The organism is Yonghaparkia sp. Root332, assembly GCF_001425665.1.
Lineage (GTDB): Bacteria > Actinomycetota > Actinomycetes > Actinomycetales > Microbacteriaceae > Microcella.
Window position 1 is genome coordinate 26013 of record NZ_LMCX01000001.1, and the last position, 21889, is coordinate 47901.

Here is a 21889-nt window from a genome sequence, read left to right on the forward strand (position 1 = left end):
CACGTGCCAAGCCTGTCACACGGCGGACCGCGCTCCTGGCGGGCCGCCACGGCTCAGAGGGCGCGCGATACAGTGATTGCGCAGCGACGACGATCTCGACCCGAGGACCAGGTGAGAATTCCAGACCTTCGCTCCCGCCTGGGCGGCAGCTGGACCGACGGCGCTCTGCCGACGATCGCTTCGGTCCTGATCGTCGTAGCGCTCGGATGGTTCTGCCTGACGCTGCCTCCCGTCCTCGGATTCACGGTGGCGATCGCCACGATCGCTCTCGTCGCGATCGGCCTCTTCCGACTGGACGCTGCCGAGCTTCTGGTGATCCTTCTGCCGATCACGTTCTACGGCGAACTGCTGGGGTCCCGCGTCAACCTCGCCGCGAGCGACTTCGTTCTGCTCGCTATCATGGTCCGCGCGCTCCTGGACCGATCTGGCGAGTCACGGCGATCTCACTCGACTTTCCACACCGTCACCATCGTCCTGCTGATGGCCCTTCTCTCCATCGCGAGCATCGGCCCTCTCGTCAGCACCGCTCTCGGTCGCCCGGTCGACGCAGTGGCCTACGGAACGGACGCGGCGAAGCTGGTCATCGTGGCTCTCTACTTCTGGGTCTCCGCCGACGTCATCCACGCGCACTTCGTCAGAGGATCCGATCGGATCTTCTCGGTATGGGCATGGACGTCCTCCCTCAACGCGATCATCGGCTCCCTTGGCGCTCTGGCCTTCTCCCGGGGATCTGATATCGGCTTCTCGCTCGGCATCAGGGCCACCGGAACCTTCGAGGATCCGAACGCATTCGCCAGCTACTTGATCGCTTCCGTCGGGATCGTCATGCTGGCAGCGTTCCGACGCCGAGGCACCGTACTGTCCTGGCACCTGGTGCCTCTCATCGTCGGGCTCTACCTCTCCTACTCCCGAGCCGCGATCGTCGCCGTCGCGGTGCTGGCGATCGCCACCCTCGGCGTCTCGTACCTTGCTCCGCAGCTTCGGGCGCTCCGGCGCCTGCTGATCGTCGGCGGAGTCGCGATAATCGGTGTCGGATTCGCGGCGCTCAACACGGGTGTGATCACCTACGGTCGAGAGGCGAGCTTCGGGGAAGACGTCCGCTACGAGATCTGGTCGGCTGGACTGGAGGTGTGGCGAAGCAATCCGTTCATCGGAGTCGGTCTTGGCCAGTTCCGACTTCAGACCGATCAACTCGTGGATGGGCCGCTGTCGTTCCTGGCCCACAACACCTACATCTCGTTCCTGGCGGAGTCCGGTCTTGCTGGGCTCATCGCGTTCCTCGCGATCCCCGCGGTCTGCCTGATCTCGCTGCTCAGGGCGCGACAGGTCGAGCACCTGCTGCTCGTCCCCTCGCTGATCGGCGTGCTCGCGATGGCAGCGACGCTGAACCTCCAGAATCAGCGCTTCCTGTGGGTGTACCTGGCGATCTGCGGTGCTGTGATGCTCGCCGATGCGCTGGGCCCCGCATCCCATGATCGTGCGCTTCCCCTGCGATCTGCAACGCCGCCGCGCCGCTCGGCAGCGCGTTCAGTGATCTGAAGCACTGAGCGAAAGGGACGCGAGGAACGCCTCCTGCAGCTCGAACACCCGGCGTTGCGAGTATTCAGACTCGACTCGCGCGCGCGCATTCGCTCCCATGACCTCGCAGAGGGCAGGGTCTGAGGCCAGCCGGCAGATCGCGTCGGCGAGTGCTGACGGGTCCCCTGGAGGCACCAGCAGACCGGTGACCCCCTGCACCACGGAGTCGACGGCGCCCGTGGCTGTCGTCGTGATGGTGGGGAGTCCCATGGCGCCCGCCTCCAGCACGACGTTCGGAAACCCCTCCCGGAGGGTCGGAAGGCAGACCAGGGAGAACTGCTCGTAGACGTCGCGGGTGTCCGCGGTGTACGGGAGTCGCCGTATGGAAGCGCCGGCGTCCGCAGCACGTCGCACAGCCGCTTCGCTGGCGGTGTCCTCCGCCGGGCCGACCAACACAAACTCGATCGTCGGATCGAACTCGGCAACTTTGAGTGCAGCCTCGGCGAGAGTCGCGATTCCTTTGTCTGCAGTCAACCTCCCGACGAATCCCACGGTGAAAGCGCCTCCCCGCGCTCGAGGTTCAGTTCGGGTGAACCGATCGAGATCGACGCCGTGCGAGCTCCCGGATCCGAGGACCGTCACATCCCGGGCGATGCCCAGTTCGCGCACGCGGTCAGCGAGGCTCGGACTCACAGCGACTACGCGCGTCGACGAGGCGGCGGCGATCCGCTCGGCGACGCCCATGAGAGTTCTGCGCCAGCCGGTCGATGTCTCGAGACGGAGCCCCCAGACCTGGTAGACGCGGTTCGGGACGCGCGCAAGGCGAGCGGCCACGCTCACGAGAAGCCCCGCCTTCGGCGTCGCGGCTACGACCACATCAGGTCTGAGGCGTCGGAGCGTCCTCCACACCGAGACGAGAGCTACGAGGTCTCGCGCCGGGGACGGGTTCCGAGCGATCGGGATGGGCGCGGCATCAGCTCCGAGCCCCCTCGCGAGCGCTGCGAGACCGCCCTCATCCTGAGACATGAGAGTCACCCTCCATCCCCTCTGCACGAGGTATCCGGGGTACTCGGAATAGAACGTGCGGGCGGTGAGCTCACTCGTGACCGCGAGAACGACGTGCTTCTGGATGGCCATGAGTGACCGGGTCTCCTTTTCCTCTGGCAAGGATCTCCTGCGCTCCTCAGTCGGACCGCGCAGACCATCGTGCGGGGACTCCGATCGCGGTCACCCCCGATGGGACGTCTCGAGTGACGCACGCGGCCGCTCCGACAACAGACCCGGCTCCCACGCTCAGACCCTGCAGCACGACTGCTCCGGCGCCGAGGAGGGTCGAGGAGCCGATCGTCGTCGATCCGGACACGATCGCCCCGGGATTCACGGAGACGAAGTCCTCGAGAACCGCGTCGTGCCCAATGGTGGCGTTGGGGTTCAGGTGGACATGCGCGCCGATCCTCACATCCGCTGACACCTGGACGCCCGCGCAGATGACGACGCCCGCGCCGATATCCGAGTGCAGGCCGACAGTCGAGGACGGGTGCCTCAATGTCAGTGGGCGCAGTTCGGAGGCGCCCAGAGCGACTGCGACTCTCGCTCGATGGCTCGGGCTCCCGATCGCGATGACGTAGGCCTCGCCGCTCGGATCGCGGAGGAATTCCTCCACGGAGCCGAGGTGTGGGATTCCTGCCCACGCCATCCGCTGGACACCCTGCGAACCCGCGGCATCGTCGACGACGCCTTCCACGGTCAGCCGCTCGCCCGAGGCCTGGAGCGCCGAGATCACGTTGAGCGTCTCGCGGGCGAAGCCGCCCGCGCCGACGAGTACGACGCGCGTCATCTGAGAGGACCCTGACCCTGGAACTCGCTCATGCTGACGCCGTTCCCATCGGTGACTCCGCTGCCCCTGAGCACGACGGCCACCGTGCGGGCGAGGATGCGCGCATCCAGCGCGAGCGTACGAGTCTCCACGTAGCGAACGTCCAACTCCAGCCGCTCCTCCCACGAGATCGCGTTGCGGCCGGAAACCTGGGCGAGCCCGGTAATGCCCGGTCGGACCTCATGTCGCCGGCCCTGCCGGACGCTGTAGAGATCCAGATACCGCACGAGTAGCGGGCGCGGCCCGACGAAGCTCATGTCCCCGACGAGGACGTTGAACAGGCTGGGCAGCTCATCCAGGCTCGTTGCTCTCAGACGGGCTCCGAACGGAGTGATGCGTTCGGCGTCGGACACCCGACCGGACGCCTGATCCGGGTGCCGCATCGTTCGGAACTTGCGCAGCCGGAAGATGCGACCGTTCCGACCAGGACGCTCCTGACTGAAGAGAACGGGGCGACCATGCACCACCAGCACCGCGAGCGCCGTCACCGCCATGATCGGCATTGTCACGACGAGGAGGCTCGCAGCTCCGATCACATCGAGCCCGCGCTTGACTGCCGCGTCGAGCCGAGCGGTCGATGTCACCGGCGTCCGCCCTCGAGCGCACGCCCGAGGGCCTCGATGACGCGATCGATGGCGGCAGCGCTCAGCACGGACCCGCTCGGCAGCGCCAGTCCCGTGGCGAAGAGCCGATCGGCAACGCCGGTCAGCAGCCCGGGCGCGCCCCGGAAGACCGGTTGCTGATGCATCGGCTTCCACAGCGGCCGGGATTCGATGCCCTGCTCGTCGAGGCTGGACCGGATGGACTCCGGGGTGTGGCCCGCCGAGTCCTCCTCGACGAGGATCGCCGTCAGCCAGCAGTTGTCGCCCTCATCCTCCGAACCCTGGAAGAGGGTGACGCCGTTGAAGTCCTCGATGAGCGACCGATATCGCCGTCGAAGCGAGCGTCTCCGCTCGATCATTCCGGGGAGACGACCCAACTGGGCCCGCCCCATAGCCGCCAGCAGATTGCTGAGGCGGTAGTTATATCCGATCTCTTCGTGCTCGTAGTGAGGGACGGGCTGACGCGCCTGAGTCGCCAGGTGCCGGGCTCTCGATGCGAGCGTCTCTTCGTTGGAGAGCAGCATCCCGCCGCCGGAGGTGGTCATGATCTTGTTCCCATTGAAGGACAGGACGGAGGCACGACCGAAGCTCCCGGCCGGTCGGCCGTCGCGCTCGGCGCCGAGCGACTCCGCGGAGTCGCAGAGTACCGGCACTCCGTACTCGGCTGCGATCGGAAGGATCCGGCCGTAATCCGCGGCGCGACCGAGAAGATCGACCGGGATGATCGCCGCGGGCAGATCGGCGGTCGCCCGCATCGTCTTCAGCGACTCCTCCAGAAGGCCCGGGTCCATGTTCCCGGTCTCGTCGACATCCACGAAGAACGGCGTCGCTCCGACGTACGCGATCGCGTTCGCTGTGGCGGCGAAGGTCATGGTCGAGGTGACCACGACATCACCTCGCTTCACACCGAGGGCGAGGAGGCCGAGATGCAGAGCCGCCGTACCAGAGCTGAGTGCGACCGCATGCTCCACGTCGCAGAACCGTGCGACCTCGCGCTCGAAGGCGTCGACGTCGGGCCCGAGGGGCGCGGCCCAGCCCGACCGGATTGCTCGCACGAGTGCGGCCTCCTCCTCGGGACCGACATCGGGAGATGACAGAAAGATGCGATCGATCATGCCGTCGTCGCCTCCCGCGACTCGCGTCGCGGCTCGTGTGGAGCCGTCGATACGCGCATCCAGGAATGCTCGTCGAGAAGGTCGGGATCGAGCGATGGGATCGCGGTGTGAGCGATCTTGGGGTGGAACCGCCGATCATCGCTCTCGCCCTCGGCGACGAGCTCCTCGTGCAACTTCTCGCCCGGGCGAAGACCCGTGTAGACGATTTCGACATCGCGACCTGACATCTCGACCATCCGCTGCGCGACGTCGAGGATCCGGACGGGCTCGCCCATGTCCAGAATGAGCACTTCGCCGGGTTCACCGATGCCCCCGGCCTGCATGACGAGCTGACATGCCTCAGGGATCGTCATGAAGTAGCGCGTGACGTCCGGATGGGTGATGGTGAGCGGCCCCCCCGATTCGATCATCGATGTGAAGACGGGAAGCATGGACCCGCGGCTCCCGAGCACGTTGCCGAATCGAACGGAGAGATACGGGCGGCCGGTCTGATCGGCCGCCCATGCGGTCAGGCGCTCGGCGATCCGCTTCGAACGGCCCAGCACGCTCGTCGGGTTCGCCGCTTTATCCGTCGAGACGTTGATGAACGTGTCCACGTCGGCCTTCATCGCCGCGCGCAGCACGTTCAGAGTGCCGAGGACATTCGTCTTCCACGCCTCACCGGGGTACTGCTCGAGCATCGGAAGGTGCTTGAGAGCCGCGGCGTGGAAGACCACGTCGGGCCGACGATCGAGGAAGAGCCGCTCCAGGGACGCCGAATCGCGGATGTCGTTGAGCACCACCTCCTCGGTGTCGAGGAGACCGTGGCCGTGGATCGCGAGCTGCACCGATTGAAGGGACGTCTCGTCGCGGTCGAGCATGATCAGTTCGGCCGGATCGAAGCGGGAGATCTGATTGCACAGCTCCGCGCCGATCGAGCCTCCAGCACCCGTAACGAGAACCCGCTTGCCGGTCAGGTAGCCGGCCACCGACTCGATCTCGGTGTCGACCGGATGGCGCCCGATGATGTCCTCGATCGCGAGGTCGCGCAGGTCACTGATCTTGGAGGCGCCCGCGAGCACTTCGTTGAGCGGCGGCAGCACCATGACGTGCATGTCTGCGGCCTCTGCCGCGACGCTGGCACGCCGCAGCAGCTCGGCATCGGCACGAGCGATCGTGATGATCAGTACCGTCGCACCCGTTGACCGTGCCACCAGTGTCAGGTCATCGATGGTGCCGGCGACGGCGACGCCGTCGAGCTGCAGGAACCTCTTCGCAGGATCGTCATCGATCAGTGCCACCGGACGATACGGCGAATCCCGGTCAAGCCTCATCCGGCGCACCATCGCCTGGCCGACGTGGCCCGCTCCGTACACGACGGCGTTCTCAACGGGGCCCGAGTACTCCATCGCACGCTCGACGAGGTAGCGCTTCGTGTACCGGCCGGCGCCCATGATGATGAACGCGATCGGGAAGGCGATCAGGGGCGTGGACCGCGACAGCCCGAACAGGCCCCCGATGGTGAGAACGGCGAGCCAGACGATCACGGTCACCGTGAATGCCGTCGCGACGAGTGCTCTGACCTCGGCGAAGCTGCCGTAGGGGTGGCGCCCGCGGTAGAGGTAGAAGCCCCAGCCGATCACGAACTGCAGGGTGATGGCGAACAGGATGAGCACGGCGAGCGCGGCCCAGGGGACGCGCGCGTAGTCGAAATCGACACGGAGCATTCGCGCGGCGAAGAGCGCGATGACCCATGCGGAAGCGTCCAGCAGGAACTGGCTGCCGAACCGGGACAGCGGCCCGCGCGAATAGGCGCTCTGCATCCGGCGGGTGAGCGAATCGACTAGGACCATGACGCACCTCCGTCACTCGATCGCTGGATCAGGTCACCCGCCCATAGCCAGACCGTGCTCGCCGCCTCGGCGATCGCAACAACGCCCGCGAAGTCTGCGGGAGCGATGTCGGTCAGGAGACACCCGGTAGCGCTCGACGCAGCAGAGGCCGCGTCGATCTGCAGAACCTGGATTCCGGCGCAGCCCTCTCTGCCCACAGCGGCTGCGATGAAGCCGGCTGACGCATTGCCGATCGCCTGGACACCGGGTGCAGGAACTGCGGCCGACCACGACGCGCCACTGTCGGATGTCGTTGCAAGGCTCCCGTCGGCGCACAGCACGAGTGCCGAGGCCCCGTCGCGCGCTGCGAGGGCCACGACCGACTCGCAAGGCGCTGTTGCCGATCCTGTGGGCGACTGCACGCGCGAGCGATCCGCCGGATCGACGAACCAGGCTCCCGCGAGCTCGTCGGGATACTCCTCGTAGTTGTCACCCGCGACGAAGGTGCGGATCAGCGTGGGCGTGCAGTCCGTGCCCCGCAGTGCCACCATCGTCGCAACGTCGGGCGCCTCCACGACGATGCGCTGGAGAGAGGTCACACCGGTCGGGGCGGTCGCGTCCGTATCGCGCCAACTCGCTCCGCCGTCCGTCGTGAGCTGCGGCGTCGCTTCGGTCTGCGGGCACGGCCCGGTGAGCGCGCGCCACGCCACCTCCGCGTCGAGCGCCGACAGGATGTGGGTCGAGGGCTCAGGCGCGATCGCCGCCGACTCCGCAGGGGAGGACGCCGACGGGCTCGCAGATGCTGAGGGGGATGTGGACCCTCCGGGTTGGGGCGTCACGATCGGAACGGCGTCGGGCTCGACCTCCGTCGCCGCTCGATGAGCACCCAGCGCCCACGCCACGAGCACGGCGTCGAGCACCAGGAACGCGACGAGCGCGAGCACCGGCCACAGCCGGCGCTCGACGCGCCTCTGAGGTCGTCGCGGAGCCGCCATCGTCACTCCTGCGAAGCGCCGGACACGGCGCGGATCGCGCTCGACGTGATGCTCTGAACGGCGGGGACGAGCTGGGCTGCGGATTCCTCGTATACCTCGTCGCTGCGGCGATAGGGGTCGATGACGTCGTCGTCCTCGGGCTGCTCGGGCGGCACCGCGATACCGCGTTTGGTCGCCGCGAGCTCGACGAGAAGCCTCAAGCGCTCGCCCGGGTCCGTAGGCGATGCCGCGAGCTCGCGAAGATCCGCGTCATCGAGGACCTCCGCGAGACGAGCGAATTCGCGGATCGTGAACGTGTGCCGGGATGCGCGTGGGAGAAGCTCCACCACCGCGCGGCGGTGCTCACGCGTGGCGCCGAGGACCAGATCCGCCGACCTCAACTCGGCTTGGGACACCTGACGAGCGAGGTGGACATCGGCTCCCTCTCCGGCGAATCGTCGCGACAGGGCCCGCGCCTGCTCGGTCATCGCCTCCCCTACGAGCGCGCCGGTCCCCGCGCTGCGGACCCGGACGCCGGGGATCCGGCCGAGACCGGAGCGCAGAAGCTGCTCCGCGAGCGGCGAGCGGCAGATGTTGCCCGTGCAGACGGTGAGGATCGTGAAGTCGCTCACGGCTGCTCCATCACCGCCGCGCGCCGCGTCTTCGTCCGGCGGGTCGTGTCGGGCTCTACGGAGGAGATGTCGCCGTAGCCGTACACCCCGTAGCCGTAGGAGTCCGGGCCCTTCGACGGAAGCATGGTGACGATCACGCCGACGAGGCGGCTTCCGATGCTCTCCAGCACGGAGGACGAACCGCTGATCTCGGCCTTCTTCGTCCGGCCGGAGGCAGCGGTGAGCATCGCCCCGCCGGTGAACTTGCTAATCACCGCGGCGTCGGTCACGAGGAGGAGAGGAGGGGCGTCGATGATGACGTAGTCGAACTCGGCCGTGAGGGTCGCGAGGAGGCTGACCATCGCCGTCGACCCGAGAAGCTCGCTCGGGTTCGGAGGAATCCGACCGCTCGGCAGGACGTAGAGAGCGGCGCGCCCCCAGCGCTGGATCACGTCAGAGAGCTCCGCGCGCCCGATCAGCACATCCGTGAGGCCGACACCGCCCTCGATGCCCATGTAGTGCGCCACACGAGGCAGACGGAGGTCTCCGTCGACGAGTGCGACTCGGGCACCTGTGTCTGCCAGCGAGATCGCGAGGTTGCACGCCGTCGTGCTCTTGCCCTCGCCAGGAATGGAGCTCGTCACGACGAAGCTCCGCGGGCCACCCTCGACGTTCAGGAACTGGAGGTTGGTGCGCAACGCGCGGAACGCCTCGGCACGAGGGTTGCGGGGGTCGACGTGAACCACGAGCGGGCGCTTCTTGGCCTCCGGATCGTAGTTGATGCGACCGATGATGGGCGCATCGGTGACCTGCGCGATGTCGTGAGTCGAGTGGATGCGGGTATCCAGAACCGTGCGGAGCGCGGTGATCCCCGTTCCAACGGCGAGTCCGAGCAGCATCCCGAGGGCGATGTTCAGGGGCGCGTTCGGGCTGGAGGGGCGCGAGGCAGCCACTGCCTCCTGCACCGGACTGATGTTCACCGGGCTGAGCGACTCGCCTTCTGGTCGTTCCAACTCGTTGACGACGATGTTGGCCAGACTGCGACCCACTGCGTTCGCGATGTCCGCGGCCCTCTGCGGGTCGGTATCCGAAGCGGAGACTTCGATCAGCACGGTGTTCGCAGGGGAGCTGGCGGTGACCTGCGAGGCGAGTTGAGCCGCTGAGACGGGAAGTCCCAGCTCATCGACGACGGGTTGAAGCACTCGGGAGCTGCGCGCTATCGACACGTACGACGTGACCGCCTGTCGGGCGAAACTCGTGCCCTGCGCGAGTTCCCCCGAGCCGGCATCGGCCGTGAAACTCACGCTCACGTACAGCTGGCTCGTCGCGTCGTAGCGAGGAGTGGACGCGATTGAGAACACCGAGGCGACGCCGACTCCCGCGAGAACTGATGCGACGATCAGAATCCAGTTCTTGTGAAGAATTCGGATGTAGTCCCGCAGGTCCAACTGATGCCCCCTAGGCCAGCGCGCGCATTGAGCGGAGCCTTGAGCTCCGATCTCGAATGCTTCGAGTCTTTCACAGGTTGCCTACCGGGCGGACGCGACCCACTACTGAGCGGCAACCGCGGCGGCGAGCGTTCCTAGGTCGTCATTGCGGAAGGACTCTGCGACGAACTTGCGAGTCGGATCGTCGAGCAGAACGACAGCCTGATCGCCAACGAACGAGGAGCCGGCGTTCGGCATCGTGAAGAAAGCGACATCCGAGGCTCTGAGCTCGCGCAACTCCGACGCCATCGCGACGATCGCTGGCGGTGTCAACCCACCATCGACCGCGAGGAACGGGGACACCGAGGAGACGAGACCGTAGACGCGCGCAGGATCGGCGAGCGTCTGACCGGAGAGGGTCTTGGCGAGGACGGCGCGAAGGAATTCCTGCTGCTGCGCCTGCCTGGTGAAGTCGTTCCCCGTCTTGGCGCGCTCGCGGACGAACATGAGGGCCCTCTCCCCGTCCAGCGCGACTTGGCCCGCCGGGAAGTTCTGCTTGCCGTTGCGGAACGGGGTCGTGTTGTTGACCGTCACGCCACCGAGAGCATCGGTCATCCCCTTGAAGCCCTCGAAATCGATCGCCGCGACGTGATCGATGCGGACGTCGATGAGATTCTCGACCGTCTGCACGAGCCCCGCGGCACCGTCGCTCGCGAACGACCAGTTGATCTTGCCCATCGATCCGTTCGGCTGCTCGACCCAGCTGTCCCGAGGGATCGACATCACATGGACGTCCTCCCGATCGGCGGAGATATGAGCGACCATGATCACGTCAGCCAACGAGGGCTGAACAGCCTCGATGTCGCTCGACCCCAGCTCACCCCGCGTGTCCGAGCCGATGAGAAGGATGTTCATCGCCTCGCCTGCGGGCCCCTCGACCCGCTCAGGCCGATCGGCTTCGAGCGGGAAGACATCCGGGATCGTCGTGACGTTCTGCTGGTACGCGGAGGTGAGCATGAGCGCGTACCCGCCGACGGTCGCGCCGACGAGGGCGAGAACGACGCCGAAAGCCGTCAGCGCCTTGCGCCGACCGGACCAGCGACGACCGTCCGGTCGTCGCCGACGACTCGCTCGTCGCGGTGAGGTGGTCGAGTCAGTCACGCGTCCAGGGTACGTGAGGCCTGCGCGAGTCTCGGACCGGCGCCCCTCCACGCATCGACAGCGGAGTCGAGGATCGCGTCCAGTTCACGAGTGGCCGACCAGCCCAGCGACTCGGTCACCTGCGCGATATCGGCGACGACGGCCGCCGGGTCACCGGCGCGGCGCGGCCGGATGACCGGCTCGGGCCCTCCCCCCGTGCGGCGACGGAGACCCTCCACCACCTCGGCAACCGACGCGCCCGACCCCGTGCCGATGTTGAGCGCCCGATGCGGCTCGAGCTCCGGCCCCGCACCCACGAGCGCGTCGAGCGCGGCGAGATGCGCCTCGGCGACGTCGAGCACGTGCACGAAGTCGCGGACGCACGTGCCGTCGGGCGTCGGGTAGTCGTCGCCGAAGATCACGGGCGCCTCGCCGGCCTCGATGCGCTCGAGAACCATCGGAACGAGGTTGAGCACCGCCCGGTCGGCGAGCTCGGGCCAGCCGGCGCCGGCCACATTGAAATAGCGCAGGCTCGTCGCTTTCAGACCGTGGGCACGGGCGGCATCCGCCACGAGCCACTCCCCCGCGAGCTTGCTGCGGCCGTAGGGGTTGACCGGCTCGGTCGGCGCGTCCTCCGCGACGACGCCAGCCGCATCTCCGTAGACCGCCGCCGAGCTCGAGAACACGAGAGGCGCGACCCCCGCGGCGACCATCGCGCTCAGCACCCCGTGCAGCCCGACGAGGTTCTGCCGGGCGTACCAGAGCGGGCGGTCCACCGACTCGCCGACCTGCTTTCGGGCGGCGAAGTGGATGACGGCGTCGGCGTGCTCGACCCGGAGGATCCGCTCCAGCTCGGCGGGAGCATCCGCCGCCGCCAGATCGAGCTCGTGGAGCGGGAAGCCGGCGATGCGCTCGCGGATGCCCGTCTCCAGATCGTCGACCACGACAGGCTCGTCGCCGCGCTCTGCCAGTAGGCGGCAGACGTGCGAGCCGATGTAGCCGGAGCCGCCGGTGACGAGAACGCGCATGGCGCCCAGTGTATGAGGAGCGCCGACCACGCCGAGCGGCCCGGAGCGAGTCGGCCGTCTACGATGGCTCCGGTCGCCCGTGCGCGCGGGTCGACGGCACGGCGAGGCGGAGACGGACACCATGCAGCCCCGATGGACCCCCGCCCGGCTCGTGACCGCCGCCTACCTGGCGGGTGTCGCACTCGCGGCGATCATCGTCGTCGTCGCACTCGCCGCCATCGTCTGGGCGCTCCCGCGCGGCTTCGACGTGACCGACGAGGGCTGGCTGTACACGCTGCTCACCAACGATCGGGTGACCGCCGGTGAGGCCTGGGGGTTCCACCACCTGCTGCACCCTCTGTTCGAGGCGCTCGGGTCGTCGGTGCTCGCCTTCCGGTGGCTGCGTCTGGGCGTCTACGTGCTCCTCGGGCTCGCTCTCACCGCCACCGCTCACCGCGCGGCCGCTCTCGTCGGCTGGAGGCTGCCCCCCTCGGCCTGGGCGCTCATCGCCGTGGCGAGCCAGCTCGGCACGCTCATGGCCTTCACCTACCCGCCGCGGTACGTCAGCTACAACGAGCTCGCCGCGTGGCTCGCCCAGCTCGGCGCAGCCGCGCTCCTGCTCGTCATCGCCGGCGCCGCGGGCGGTGCGACGGCACGGCGACCCGCCGCCCTGCTCTGGGTCGGCGTCGGCCTCCTGACCGCGCTGCTCGTCGCGGCGAAGTTCTCCGCCTCGATCGCACTGCTCGTGCTCGTGGTGGTCGCGCTCATCGTCGCCCAGCGGCCGCTGGCGGCGCTCGCGCGCATCGGCTTCACCGCAGTCGGCGCCCTCACGGCTGCGGCGCTGCTCGCGGTCAGCGGATTCCCGTTCGCGGCCTACGCGAGCAACGTCGTCGGGCTCCTGACCGATCGGGAGGCGCAGGACGCCTACGCCCACCCGGCGAGCGAGCTGCTGGTCGAGTACGCGCAGGCCATCCGCGACGACGTCGTCGCGATGGGCATCCCCCTCCTCGCCGCGGCGGTGGTCCTGCTCGTGCTCCGCGTCGGCGGACGGACCTCCGACCGGGAGGGGCGGCCCACCGCGCTGACGGTCGTCGCACTGGTCGCGCCGATCGCCCTGGCCGCGGCGCTCATCCTGCGCCCCGCGGCCCGCCCCTTCGACGCCATCGGGGGCACCCTGGTCGTCCTGGGCGTCGCGGCGACCGCGTCGCTCGCGGTCGCGATCGCCGGCACGACCCGCCCCTCGAGCGCGGACGGGTCGAGCGCGGCGCGAGCGCGGTGGCAGGGAGCGGCCGCCATCTCCGTCGTCGCCCTCGCACCGTTCGCCGCCGCCGCCGGCACCAACAACGACCTCACCGGGCAGCTGCTCTACGGCGCGAGCCTGTGGGCGGTGGCGCTCGCGCTCGGGCTCGTCGTCCTGGCCGAGCGCACCGGGAGCCGCCTGCCGGCCGCCCGGCTCGTCGCCCCGCTCGTGGTCGGGGTCATGCTCGTGCAGGGGGGCCTGCACGTTCGCGGCGACATCGTCGAGCATCCGTACCGGATCGCCCCGTACGCCCAGCAGACGGAACCGGCGACGACCGCGCCGCTCGACGGCCTGCTGCTGGAGCCGGAGGCGGCCGCGTGGGCGGACTGGCTCGAGGGGTCGGGCGAGACTCTCGACGCCGAGGGCGTGCCGACGATCGCGATCTCGTCGCCGGCGGCCCTGCTGCTGTTCAACGCGAGCGACTACGCGAGCCCCTGGGTGGCGGTCAACTGGGGGGTCTCGTTCCTGTCGATCGAGCGCAGCTGCGCGAACGGCGCGCCCGACCGGCTGCTGGTGCTCGAGCCCGAGCAGCTCGCCGCAGACCCTGCGCGCGCCACCGAGACCCGCGAGCGCTTCATCGACGCCATCGCCGCCTGCGGCCTGGACTACCCCGCGGACTTCGAGGTCGTGGACGCGCGCGAGTCGGACGACCCGCGCTGGGCCATCACGGTGCGCGAGTACCGCGCCGATCGCTGAGATCGTCGCCGCCGCGGGGCGCCGCCTGCGACCGGGCGCGGCCGAGCGGGCCGTTCTCCGGGTCGGCGAGCGTCAGGTAGGCGGGGCGGCCCATCGCCATGTTCACGGCCATGCCGAGATACTCGGCGACGACGCCGAGCGACATGAGGATGAACCCGGTCGCGACGAGGAGCACGACCATGGTGGAGGTCCAGCCCTCGGGCAGATCGACGCCGATGAGGCGCTGCACGATGAACAGCAGCGCGAGGGCGAAGCCGGCGAGCGCCGTCACCGCGCCGATCACGCTGACGAGGCGCAGCCCGCGCGTGCCGCTCGACAGCACGAGCCGCCAGAAGTGGCCGATGAGCCGACCGAGCGAGTACCCCGACGGCGCACCCTCCTCCCGCATGCGGACATCCGCCGTCGCGACCCGCGGCACGACCCAGCCGAGGGCCACATCGAGATAGACGTTGGGCCCCGCGTACCCGGCGACGCTGCGGCCGATCTCGCCGGTCATCAGTCGGAAGCTCTGGAACTGCGGGGAACCGGCCCCGGGGAGCAGGCCCGCCACGACGCGCTTCGCCGCGCGCGAGGCCGAGTTGCGCAGCCAGCCGTGCGGCGGCGCGTTCGTCGGCCGCGCGTAGACGAGAGGAGCCGAGCGGGCCAGCGCCACGTCGAGCAGAGCGCCGATGAGCGCCGGGTCGTGCTGGCCGTCCTCATCGATCGTCGCGATCCACTCCGCCGTCGTCGCCGACATGCCGGCGAGCGTCGCGGAGTGCTGACCGAAGTTGCGGCTCAGCCAGACCGGGCGGACGAAGTCGTACTGCTCGGCCAGACGACGGATGACCGCATCGGAGCCGTCGCTGCCGTGGTCGAACACGAGCACCGTCTCGACCACGCGCCACCGGTGCCCGTCGGTCGAGGTCGCTCCCTCGGCGAGGACCGCGATCTCCGCCAGGAGCGGCTCGAGCGTGCGCGCGCCGCGATAGACCGGGATGACGACGGAGACCTCATGATCGCGCACCCGGTCAGGCTATCGAACCCGCGTCGCGCCGCAGCGCCGTGGGATGCTGGGGGCGTGACCAGCCTGCGAGCCCGAGCCCTCGCGCTCAGCCGCGACACGCGCATCCGTTTCCTCGCCGTCGGGGCGACCAACACCGCCATGGGCTACGGGGTGTTCGCCGGTCTGCAGCTCGTCGTCTTCCGCGACGTGCCCTTCGGCTATCTCGCGAGCCTCGTGCTCTCGTACGCGGTCGGCATCGCGGTCGCCTTCGTGCTCTACCGGCGATTCGTCTGGCAGGTGCGCGGCAACGTTCTCGTCGACCTGCTGCGCTTCATCGCCGTGTACCTGACGGCGATCGCCCTCAACGCCGCCCTGCTGCCGCTGCTCGTCGAGATCGTCGGCCTGCACCCGCTGCTCGCGCAGCTCGTGGTGCTCGTCATCACCACGCTCGTGAGCTTCTTCGGCCACAGCCGCTTCTCGTTCGCCCGCCCTCCCGGCCGGGAGTGAGGGCGGCGATCAGCAGCCCGCGTACTCCTCGATGCGCGCGGTCAGCGAGCCGACGCCGCCGACGAGGACGACGTTCTTGACGCCCTTCAGTCGGATGTCGTCGAGGATCGACGGCGGAATGCAGTCGCCCGGCGTGACGTAGAGCGGCGCCCCGTTCACGACGGCGAGCGGCGTGCCCGAGAGCGCGTCGGGGAACTTCGAGCCGAGAGCCAGGTACATGGTCGCGCTCGGGCCGAGCTCCGCGCGGTTGAGCGCGGCGGAGACGATGTAGCGGTCCTCGCCGCCGTAGCGCGTCACCTCGGTGACACCGGGCAGGGCCGACAGCGCCGCCTGGATGCCCGCGGAGACCGAGGCCTCGCCGCCGGCGATCACGATCTGGGTCGCCTTGAGGCTCGCGAGCGTCTGCGCCGTCTCGGCGTCGAGCGTCGGCTGCTTGCCGTCGACGAGGATGACCGGCGCATCCTTCGCGCCCGCGGCCGCGCCCGCGGACAGCGCGTCGGGGAAGGTGCGGCCCGTGGCGAGATAGACCCGCTTCGCTCCCGCGGCTCCGAAGGCGTCGAGCGCGAGGCCGCGCGAGACCGCGTAGCGGTTCGGCCCGTCGATGCGCGTCACGGTGGGCGAGTAGGCCTTCAGCTGAGTCAGCACGGTCTCGGAGACCGAGCTCGGACCGCCCGCGATCACGATGCGCGCCGGCTTCAGTCGAGCGAGCTCGAGGGCGACGCTCGGCGGGATCACCGTGGGCTGCACGAGCAGGAGCGGCCCGCCGAGCGATCCGGCCGCGGGGCCCGCGCTCAGCGCGTCGGGGAAGTCCATGCCGTTGGCGATGTAGACCACGGGAGCGGGCGCCGTGAACTGGGCGGCGACGCCCGCCGAGACGACGAAGCGGTCGGAGCCCTCGAAGCGGGACGTCGCGACGCCCGACGGCACCGTCGTGGTGGGGCTGCCGAACCACGTGCTGTAGATGCGCCAGAAGTTGCGGTTGCCGTAGGTCGAGCACGCGTCGCCGGTGCCGAACAGGTTGTTCAGGGCCGGCGCGTTGGGCGTGTAGGGCGTGTAGTTGTAGAGGCCGGCCGTCGCCTGGTTCGCGATCGTCACGCGCTTCGTGCCGCACGACGCGGTGGGGTGGTACTGGATGTTCTCCACGCCGACCTGGAAGTTGTAGTTCTGCGGGTTCTGCGCGTACCGCTTGAACTGGCCTGCGGCGTTGTAGACCTGGTTGAAGAAGCCCGCGTAGTCGGGGTGGCACCAGCCGGGCCGATTGGGGTCGTCCGGGCAGTAGTAGCCCATGGCCCGGTCGAGGATGTAGTCGCTCGGGCGCAGCGCCGTGACGAGGCTCTGCTCCTTCTGCAGCGTGACGAGGAGCGCCTTCGCGCTCACACCGCACGAGCGCTGGATCTTGAACAGGACGCGCGACGCCGGCTCGTTCGCCGCACCCTCGTACCCCTGGCAGCGCGTGGTCGCCGCGCGATCCGGAGTGGTGACCTTCAGGATGTCGAGGCAGTTCGTGTTCAGGCACGCGCCGCTCTGCGCGGCGAGGAACGCCTGGATCTCGGCCTCGGTCATCGCGCTGTCGTGGAAGAACGCGTAGTCGCTGATGATGTTGCCCGGGTCGAACTCCGAGCCCGAGAGCGCCGAGGCGCTCGTCGGCGGCTGGACGGCGACGACGAACGTCGCGAGCACGAGCGCGGCCGCTCCGATCGCGACGGACCGGACGAGCGCGCTGACACGGTTGACGATCACGGTGAATCCCCCCAATGGCATGGGCGACCCCCCCGGACGCCTCACTGCCAATCAACAGGGTAACCCGGGAACGCCGTTTTGACGATTGTCGTCCGGTCAGCGGCTCCGACGCGCGAACGACGCGGCCATCATGCGCAGCGGGGCCTCGCGGGCGAGCACGCGACGCGGGCTGCGCGTGAGCAGCGTCGCCGGTCGGCCGTAGGCGCGGCGAGCTCGGGCGAGGGCGAGCAGGCGCCGGGCATCCGCCCCCGAATCGGAGGGCAGGGCGTCGAGGAGGCGACGGTCGGCGATCGACATCGTCTCGATCGCCGACGGGGCGGCGGCGCGGATGCTCCGCACGAGCCGCGCGAGGGCGTCGCGCTCGCCGCTCGACCACTGGCCCGGGTCGGGGCGGTTCACGAACTCACCCAGCACATTGATGCGCAGCAGCTTCGCCCCGAGAGCGTCACGCGCGGCTTCCGGCAGCCCGCGGAACCAGCGGTCGTCGAGCACCTCGTCGATGAACGCCAGCGTCGTGGCCAGCGGTCGGGCGGTGAGGGTCACCCGGTCGCGCGCGTCGTCGTGCACGACGTAGGCCGGCCCGTCGGCGAGGGCGATGGTCGCGCCCGAGAACCAGAGCCGGGCCGAGAACAGGACGTCCTCGCCCTGCGACAGCCCCCCGCCGAAGCGCGTGGCGCCGACGAGCGCGCGGCGGAGGAGCCCGAGGGGCGCGCTGCGGTAGGAGAGCCGGTCGCGCACGCCGTCGAGCCGCGTCCGGCGGCCCGGCCGCGCGGGAGGCGTCGCGACCGTCGCATCGCGTCCGGCCGCGTCCCGACGGACGATGCGCGGCAGCACGATGTCGGCCCCCATCGCCCGGGCGCGCGCGTGCCAGGCGGCGAGCGCCCCGGCCTCGAGCTCGTCGTCGGAGCCCATGATCGCGACCCACTCCCCCGTCGCCGCGTCGAGGCCCGCGTTGAAGGGTCCGGAGGGCGAGCGGACGCCGTCGCCATGCGCGAGGAGTCGGACGCGGTCATCGTCGGCGAGGGCGCCGAGCCGAGCGGCGACGATCGCGGGGTCGAGGTCGTGGCAGACGACCGTGACACGCACCGGGGGTCCGTCGACGGGGCCGGCGAGCGCGGAGGACACCGCGCGCTCGACCGGACGCTCGGGGCTGTGCACGGCGATGACGAGGTCGATCGCGGGGTCGCCTGCGCCCGATTCAGCCATGGAGTCGACCTTATAGACTCGGCCGTCGTGCGAATCATCAGCGTCGTCGGCGCCCGCCCTCAGTTCGTGAAGCTCGCCCCGATCGCACGCGCCGCCACCGAGGCCGGGGTCGAGCACGTCATCGTGCACACCGGCCAGCACTACGACCCGATCATGAGCGACGTCTTCTTCGACGACCTCCAGATCCCCGCCCCCGACCTGCACCTCGGCGTCGGCTCGGGCAGCCACGGCCACCAGACCGGCGTCATGCTCGGCGCGCTCGAGGACGCCTTCCTGCAGCACCGCCCCGACTGGGTGCTGGTCTACGGCGACACCAACTCCACGCTCGCCGCGGCCGTCGCCGCCGTGAAGATCCACCTGCCCCTCGCTCACCTCGAGGCGGGCCTGCGCTCGTTCAACCGCCGGATGCCCGAGGAGCACAACCGCGTTCTCACCGACCACGCCGCCGACCTCTGCCTCGCCCCCACCGAGCAGGCGATGACCCACCTCGCCGCCGAGGGCCTCGCCGAGCGCTCGCTGCTCGTGGGCGACGTCATGACCGACGTGCTCCACCAGGTGCGCGACGCCGCCGCCGATCGCGGCGCCTCGCCCGTCCGGCACGCGCCCGGCACCTACTCGATCGCGACCATCCACCGCGCGGAGACGACGGACGACCGCGACCGCCTCGCCGCGGTGCTGGATGCCCTGCGCTCGCTCGACCACCCGGTCGTGCTGCTCGCCCACCCCCGGCTGGTGGCCCGCGCCGCGGAGTTCGGGCTCGAGCTCGAGGGCGGCTCGCTCGAGTCGCGGGCGCCGCTCGCCTACCCCGACCTCGTCGCCGCCGTGCAGTCCAGCCGCGGCGTCGTGACCGACTCCGGCGGCCTGCAGAAGGAGGCCTTCCTGCTGCGCGTGCCGTGCACGACCGTGCGCACCGAGACCGAGTGGGTCGAGACGGTCGCGCTCGGCTGGAACGTGCTCGCGCTCACGAGCGAGGAGATCCGCGCCGCGGCGTCGCGGCCGGCGCCCGCGCCGACCGACGAGGCACCCTACGGCGACGGGTTCGCCGCCGGACGCGTCATCGAGGCGCTCCGGCTGCGCGGCGAGGCGGTCAGCGCCCGCGGCTGAGGATCGCGCCGATCGCCGTCGCCCACTTCTCGACCTCGAGCTCGGCCGAGAGGGCGCGGGCTGACCGATGAGACGCGGCCTTCCACGCGTCGACCGTCGCGGGGGTCAGGCCGTCGAGCTCGCGCGTCAGCGCGGCGGCGGTGAAGTCGTCCGTCACCGCCCCGACGCCGTGCTCGCGCACGATCGCGGCCATGTCCGGCGTCGGACCGACGATGACGCCGAGCCGCGCCTGCACGAAATCGAACAGCTTGTTGGGCAGCGCCCAGCGGTAGTTCACGTTGACGGGCGGAAGCACGAAGACGCCCACGTCGTACCGCGCGATCGTGTCGGCGAGCTCGTCGTACGGCACGGGCGGGTGCAGCGCGCATCGCGCCGACGCCGCGCACAGCTCGGCGAGCTCGAGCATGAACCGCGGGTCGTTGCGCGTCAGGAAGAGATCGAGCGTCACGTCGGCGGTCGACCTCTCGACGGCCTCGACCATGAGCGCGATGCCGCGATTGGCCAGGCCGGCGCCGCTGTGCACCAGGCGGATGGGCGACCCCGTGCCGTGGGGGTCGCGATCGATCGACGGAGCCGCGTTCGTGACGACCGACGCCTGGATCCCGAACTCGGCGCGGTACTCGCGCGCGAGCCCCGGCGAGACCGTCGAGACGCTCGGCACGCGAGCCGCGTGGCGTCGCGTCATCCAGCGCACGAACGGGGCGACGAACACGCGCCAGCGCCAGAGCTCCTCGCGCTGACGCGGCGCGTACTCGTGGAGGTCGAGGTGCACCTGCTGCGGGGGCACGACCTCGAGCGCGATGCCGGCGGATTCGATGTCGTTGGCGAGGATCGCGTCGATCTCGCGCCCGCGCAGCGCCTCGCGCGCCGCGATGAGCGCGGCGTTGCCCCGATAGGCCCGCCGGTACTGCCGCAGGATCAGCGCCACCCGCGGCCACCGCCACAGCGCCGCCTCGTCGGGGATGGCGCAGTGCTCGGCGACGCCCTCGGGCGCCGGCCCGTAGCCGATCGTCGTCACGGCGCACTGCTCGCGGAAGCGCGCGATCTGCTTGAGCACCCGGGCGTCGGAGACCAGTCGCGAGAACGCGATGATGACCAGCCGGGGGCGCGGGTCCGTCATGACCTCGCCCGCTCGAGCATCGTGCGCAGGGCATCCCGCCAAGCGCCCATCGCGTGCTCCGACGACAGCGGCGCAGCAGCGCGGTGGGCGGCCTCCTTGAGGGACCGCACCTGCTCGAGCGTCAGCGAGTCGAGCGTCGAGGCGAGGTCGGCGGCGCTGAAGCCCGCCGTCACGAGTCCGAGCCCGTGCTCGACGGCGTAGCGGGCCATCTCGGGCGAGGGGCCCACGATGACGCCCAGTCGCGCCTGCACGTAGTCGAAGAACTTGTTCGGCAGCGCCCACTCGTTGTTGACGGTCACCGGGGGCAGGACGTGCACGCCGATGTCGTAGCCGTTGAGCGTGTCGACGAGCCGCGCGTAGGGCACCGGGTCGTGCACGGTCACGCGGTCGGAGGCGGCGGCGAGCTCGCGCAGCTCGCCGAGCAGCCCCGGGTCGTTGGGCATGAGGTAGAGGTCGAGCGTCACGGGCGTCGACGTCGACTCGACCGCCTCCACGAGCTCGAGCAGCCCGCGTCGACGCAGGCAGGCGCCGGAGTGCACGAGCCGGATGGGCTCCCCGACCTCGGTCGGCCGCCGGTCGGCGAACGGCGCCGCGTTGACGACCAGGTCGGGGGTGACGCCGCTCAGACGCGCGTACTCCTGGGCGATGCGGGCGCCGACCGTGGTGACCGCGCTCGCGCGCGGCAGCCAGCGACGTGCCGTCGACTCGAAGAGCGGCTGGAGGTAGCGGCGCCACCCCGCGCTGTCGTCGTGCAGCCGCGGGGTGTACTCGTGCAGGTCGAGAAGGTGGCCGCCCGCGGAGGGGATCGACAGCCCGACGGGCGCCGCTTCGAGCTCGTTGACGATCACCGCGTCGAAGCGGCGGCCCGCGAGGGCCGAGCGCACCCACGCGATCGCCGGAGCGCGGTGCAGGGCGAGCGTGCGCAGACGAAGCACGAGCAGCTTCGGGCGGAGAGGGAGGATCTTCCTGTCGTCCGGGATCCGCACGTGCTCGACGACCCCGGCGGGGGCGTCGCCGTAGCCGCAGGTCACGACGTCGGCCACCTCGCGTGCGAGCTCGAGCTGCTTGAGCACGCGGGCGTCCGACCCGATCGGCGAGAAGGAGAGGATGAGCACGAGAGGACGGCCGGGCATCCGCTCATTCTCCCGCATGA

19 protein-coding genes are annotated in these 21889 nt (G+C 70.0%); 4 read left to right on the top strand and 15 right to left on the bottom strand.

Annotation, left to right across the window (positions count from 1 at the left end):
- Nucleotides 1–111 precede the first annotated feature (111 nt).
- Entirely contained in the window at nucleotides 112–1539 is a 1428-nt protein-coding gene (locus ASC54_RS00115; RefSeq protein ID WP_055895892.1) for an O-antigen ligase, read from the top strand.
- Here ASC54_RS00115 and ASC54_RS00120 read toward each other — a convergent pair.
- The 10 genes from ASC54_RS00120 to galE all read right to left on the bottom strand — a co-directional run bounded on the left by ASC54_RS00120 (nucleotide 1528) and on the right by galE (nucleotide 12102).
- Nucleotides 1528–2655 (bottom strand): glycosyltransferase family 4 protein, encoded by a 1128-nt coding sequence (locus ASC54_RS00120; protein ID WP_055895895.1) that lies wholly within the window; start codon nucleotides 2653–2655, stop codon nucleotides 1528–1530. The two genes, ASC54_RS00115 and ASC54_RS00120, sit on opposite strands and share 12 nt — an antisense overlap.
- 46 nt (nucleotides 2656–2701) lie before the next feature.
- Nucleotides 2702–3355: an acetyltransferase gene (locus ASC54_RS00125; RefSeq protein ID WP_055895898.1), complete on the bottom strand. Its 654-nt coding sequence runs from the start codon at nucleotides 3353–3355 to the stop codon at nucleotides 2702–2704.
- Nucleotides 3352–3978, bottom strand: a complete 627-nt coding sequence (locus ASC54_RS00130) for a sugar transferase (protein WP_055895901.1) — start codon at nucleotides 3976–3978, stop codon at nucleotides 3352–3354. Before ASC54_RS00130 ends, ASC54_RS00125 begins: the two co-directional genes overlap by 4 nt.
- Complete coding sequence (locus ASC54_RS00135) at nucleotides 3975–5111, bottom strand: DegT/DnrJ/EryC1/StrS aminotransferase family protein (RefSeq protein ID WP_055895903.1); 1137 nt, start codon at nucleotides 5109–5111, stop codon at nucleotides 3975–3977. Before ASC54_RS00135 ends, ASC54_RS00130 begins: the two co-directional genes overlap by 4 nt.
- Nucleotides 5108–6943 carry a nucleoside-diphosphate sugar epimerase/dehydratase gene (locus ASC54_RS00140; RefSeq protein WP_235451342.1) on the bottom strand — a complete coding sequence of 612 codons (1836 nt, stop codon included), beginning with the start codon at nucleotides 6941–6943 and terminating at the stop codon, nucleotides 5108–5110. The genes ASC54_RS00135 and ASC54_RS00140 overlap by 4 nt, the downstream gene beginning before the upstream one ends.
- Complete coding sequence (locus ASC54_RS00145) at nucleotides 6934–7866, bottom strand: hypothetical protein (protein ID WP_156376678.1); 933 nt, start codon at nucleotides 7864–7866, stop codon at nucleotides 6934–6936. Before ASC54_RS00145 ends, ASC54_RS00140 begins: the two co-directional genes overlap by 10 nt.
- A gap of 53 nt (nucleotides 7867–7919) precedes the next feature.
- On the bottom strand, nucleotides 7920–8528 hold the full coding sequence (locus ASC54_RS00150) for a low molecular weight phosphatase family protein (protein ID WP_055895909.1): 609 nt from the start codon (nucleotides 8526–8528) through the stop codon (nucleotides 7920–7922).
- Nucleotides 8525–9955, bottom strand: a complete 1431-nt coding sequence (locus ASC54_RS00155) for a polysaccharide biosynthesis tyrosine autokinase (protein ID WP_055895913.1) — start codon at nucleotides 9953–9955, stop codon at nucleotides 8525–8527. The genes ASC54_RS00150 and ASC54_RS00155 overlap by 4 nt, the downstream gene beginning before the upstream one ends.
- A gap of 102 nt (nucleotides 9956–10057) precedes the next feature.
- Nucleotides 10058–11095, bottom strand: coding sequence for an LCP family protein (locus ASC54_RS00160; RefSeq protein ID WP_055895917.1), 1038 nt, complete (start codon nucleotides 11093–11095; stop codon nucleotides 10058–10060).
- Nucleotides 11092–12102 (bottom strand): UDP-glucose 4-epimerase GalE, encoded by a 1011-nt coding sequence (galE, locus tag ASC54_RS00165; RefSeq protein ID WP_055895920.1) that lies wholly within the window; start codon nucleotides 12100–12102, stop codon nucleotides 11092–11094. Before galE ends, ASC54_RS00160 begins: the two co-directional genes overlap by 4 nt.
- Nucleotides 12103–12223: 121 nt before the next feature.
- Here galE and ASC54_RS00170 point away from each other — a divergent pair, with 121 nt between their 5' ends.
- Complete coding sequence (locus ASC54_RS00170; protein WP_156376679.1) at nucleotides 12224–14077, top strand: hypothetical protein; 1854 nt, start codon at nucleotides 12224–12226, stop codon at nucleotides 14075–14077.
- Here ASC54_RS00170 and ASC54_RS00175 read toward each other — a convergent pair.
- Nucleotides 14046–15080, bottom strand: coding sequence for a glycosyltransferase (locus ASC54_RS00175; RefSeq protein WP_055895928.1), 1035 nt, complete (start codon nucleotides 15078–15080; stop codon nucleotides 14046–14048). The genes ASC54_RS00170 and ASC54_RS00175 overlap by 32 nt on opposite strands.
- A 54-nt stretch (nucleotides 15081–15134) precedes the next feature.
- On the opposite strand from ASC54_RS00175, the gene ASC54_RS00180 reads away from it, so the two are divergent.
- On the top strand, nucleotides 15135–15566 hold the full coding sequence (locus tag ASC54_RS00180; protein ID WP_235451343.1) for a GtrA family protein: 432 nt from the start codon (nucleotides 15135–15137) through the stop codon (nucleotides 15564–15566).
- Nucleotides 15567–15575: 9 nt separating this feature from the next.
- Here the strand turns inward: ASC54_RS00180 and ASC54_RS00185 are convergent, their stop codons facing one another.
- On the bottom strand, nucleotides 15576–17306 hold the full coding sequence (locus tag ASC54_RS00185) for a cell wall-binding repeat-containing protein (protein ID WP_055895931.1): 1731 nt from the start codon (nucleotides 17304–17306) through the stop codon (nucleotides 15576–15578).
- A 96-nt stretch (nucleotides 17307–17402) separates the two neighbouring features.
- The gene (locus tag ASC54_RS00190) at nucleotides 17403–18512 is read right to left on the bottom strand and encodes a glycosyltransferase family A protein (protein ID WP_055895933.1); all 1110 of its coding nucleotides are present in this window, start codon (nucleotides 18510–18512) and stop codon (nucleotides 17403–17405) included.
- 27 nt (nucleotides 18513–18539) lie between these two features.
- Here ASC54_RS00190 and wecB point away from each other — a divergent pair, with 27 nt between their 5' ends.
- Complete coding sequence (wecB, locus tag ASC54_RS00195; RefSeq protein WP_055895935.1) at nucleotides 18540–19616, top strand: non-hydrolyzing UDP-N-acetylglucosamine 2-epimerase; 1077 nt, start codon at nucleotides 18540–18542, stop codon at nucleotides 19614–19616.
- Here wecB and ASC54_RS00200 read toward each other — a convergent pair.
- Both ASC54_RS00200 and ASC54_RS00205 read right to left on the bottom strand, forming a co-directional pair.
- Nucleotides 19600–20736: a hypothetical protein gene (locus tag ASC54_RS00200; protein WP_055895937.1), complete on the bottom strand. Its 1137-nt coding sequence runs from the start codon at nucleotides 20734–20736 to the stop codon at nucleotides 19600–19602. The genes wecB and ASC54_RS00200 overlap by 17 nt on opposite strands.
- Nucleotides 20733–21869, bottom strand: coding sequence for a hypothetical protein (locus tag ASC54_RS00205; protein ID WP_055895939.1), 1137 nt, complete (start codon nucleotides 21867–21869; stop codon nucleotides 20733–20735). Before ASC54_RS00205 ends, ASC54_RS00200 begins: the two co-directional genes overlap by 4 nt.
- Nucleotides 21870–21889: the final 20 nt, after the last annotated feature.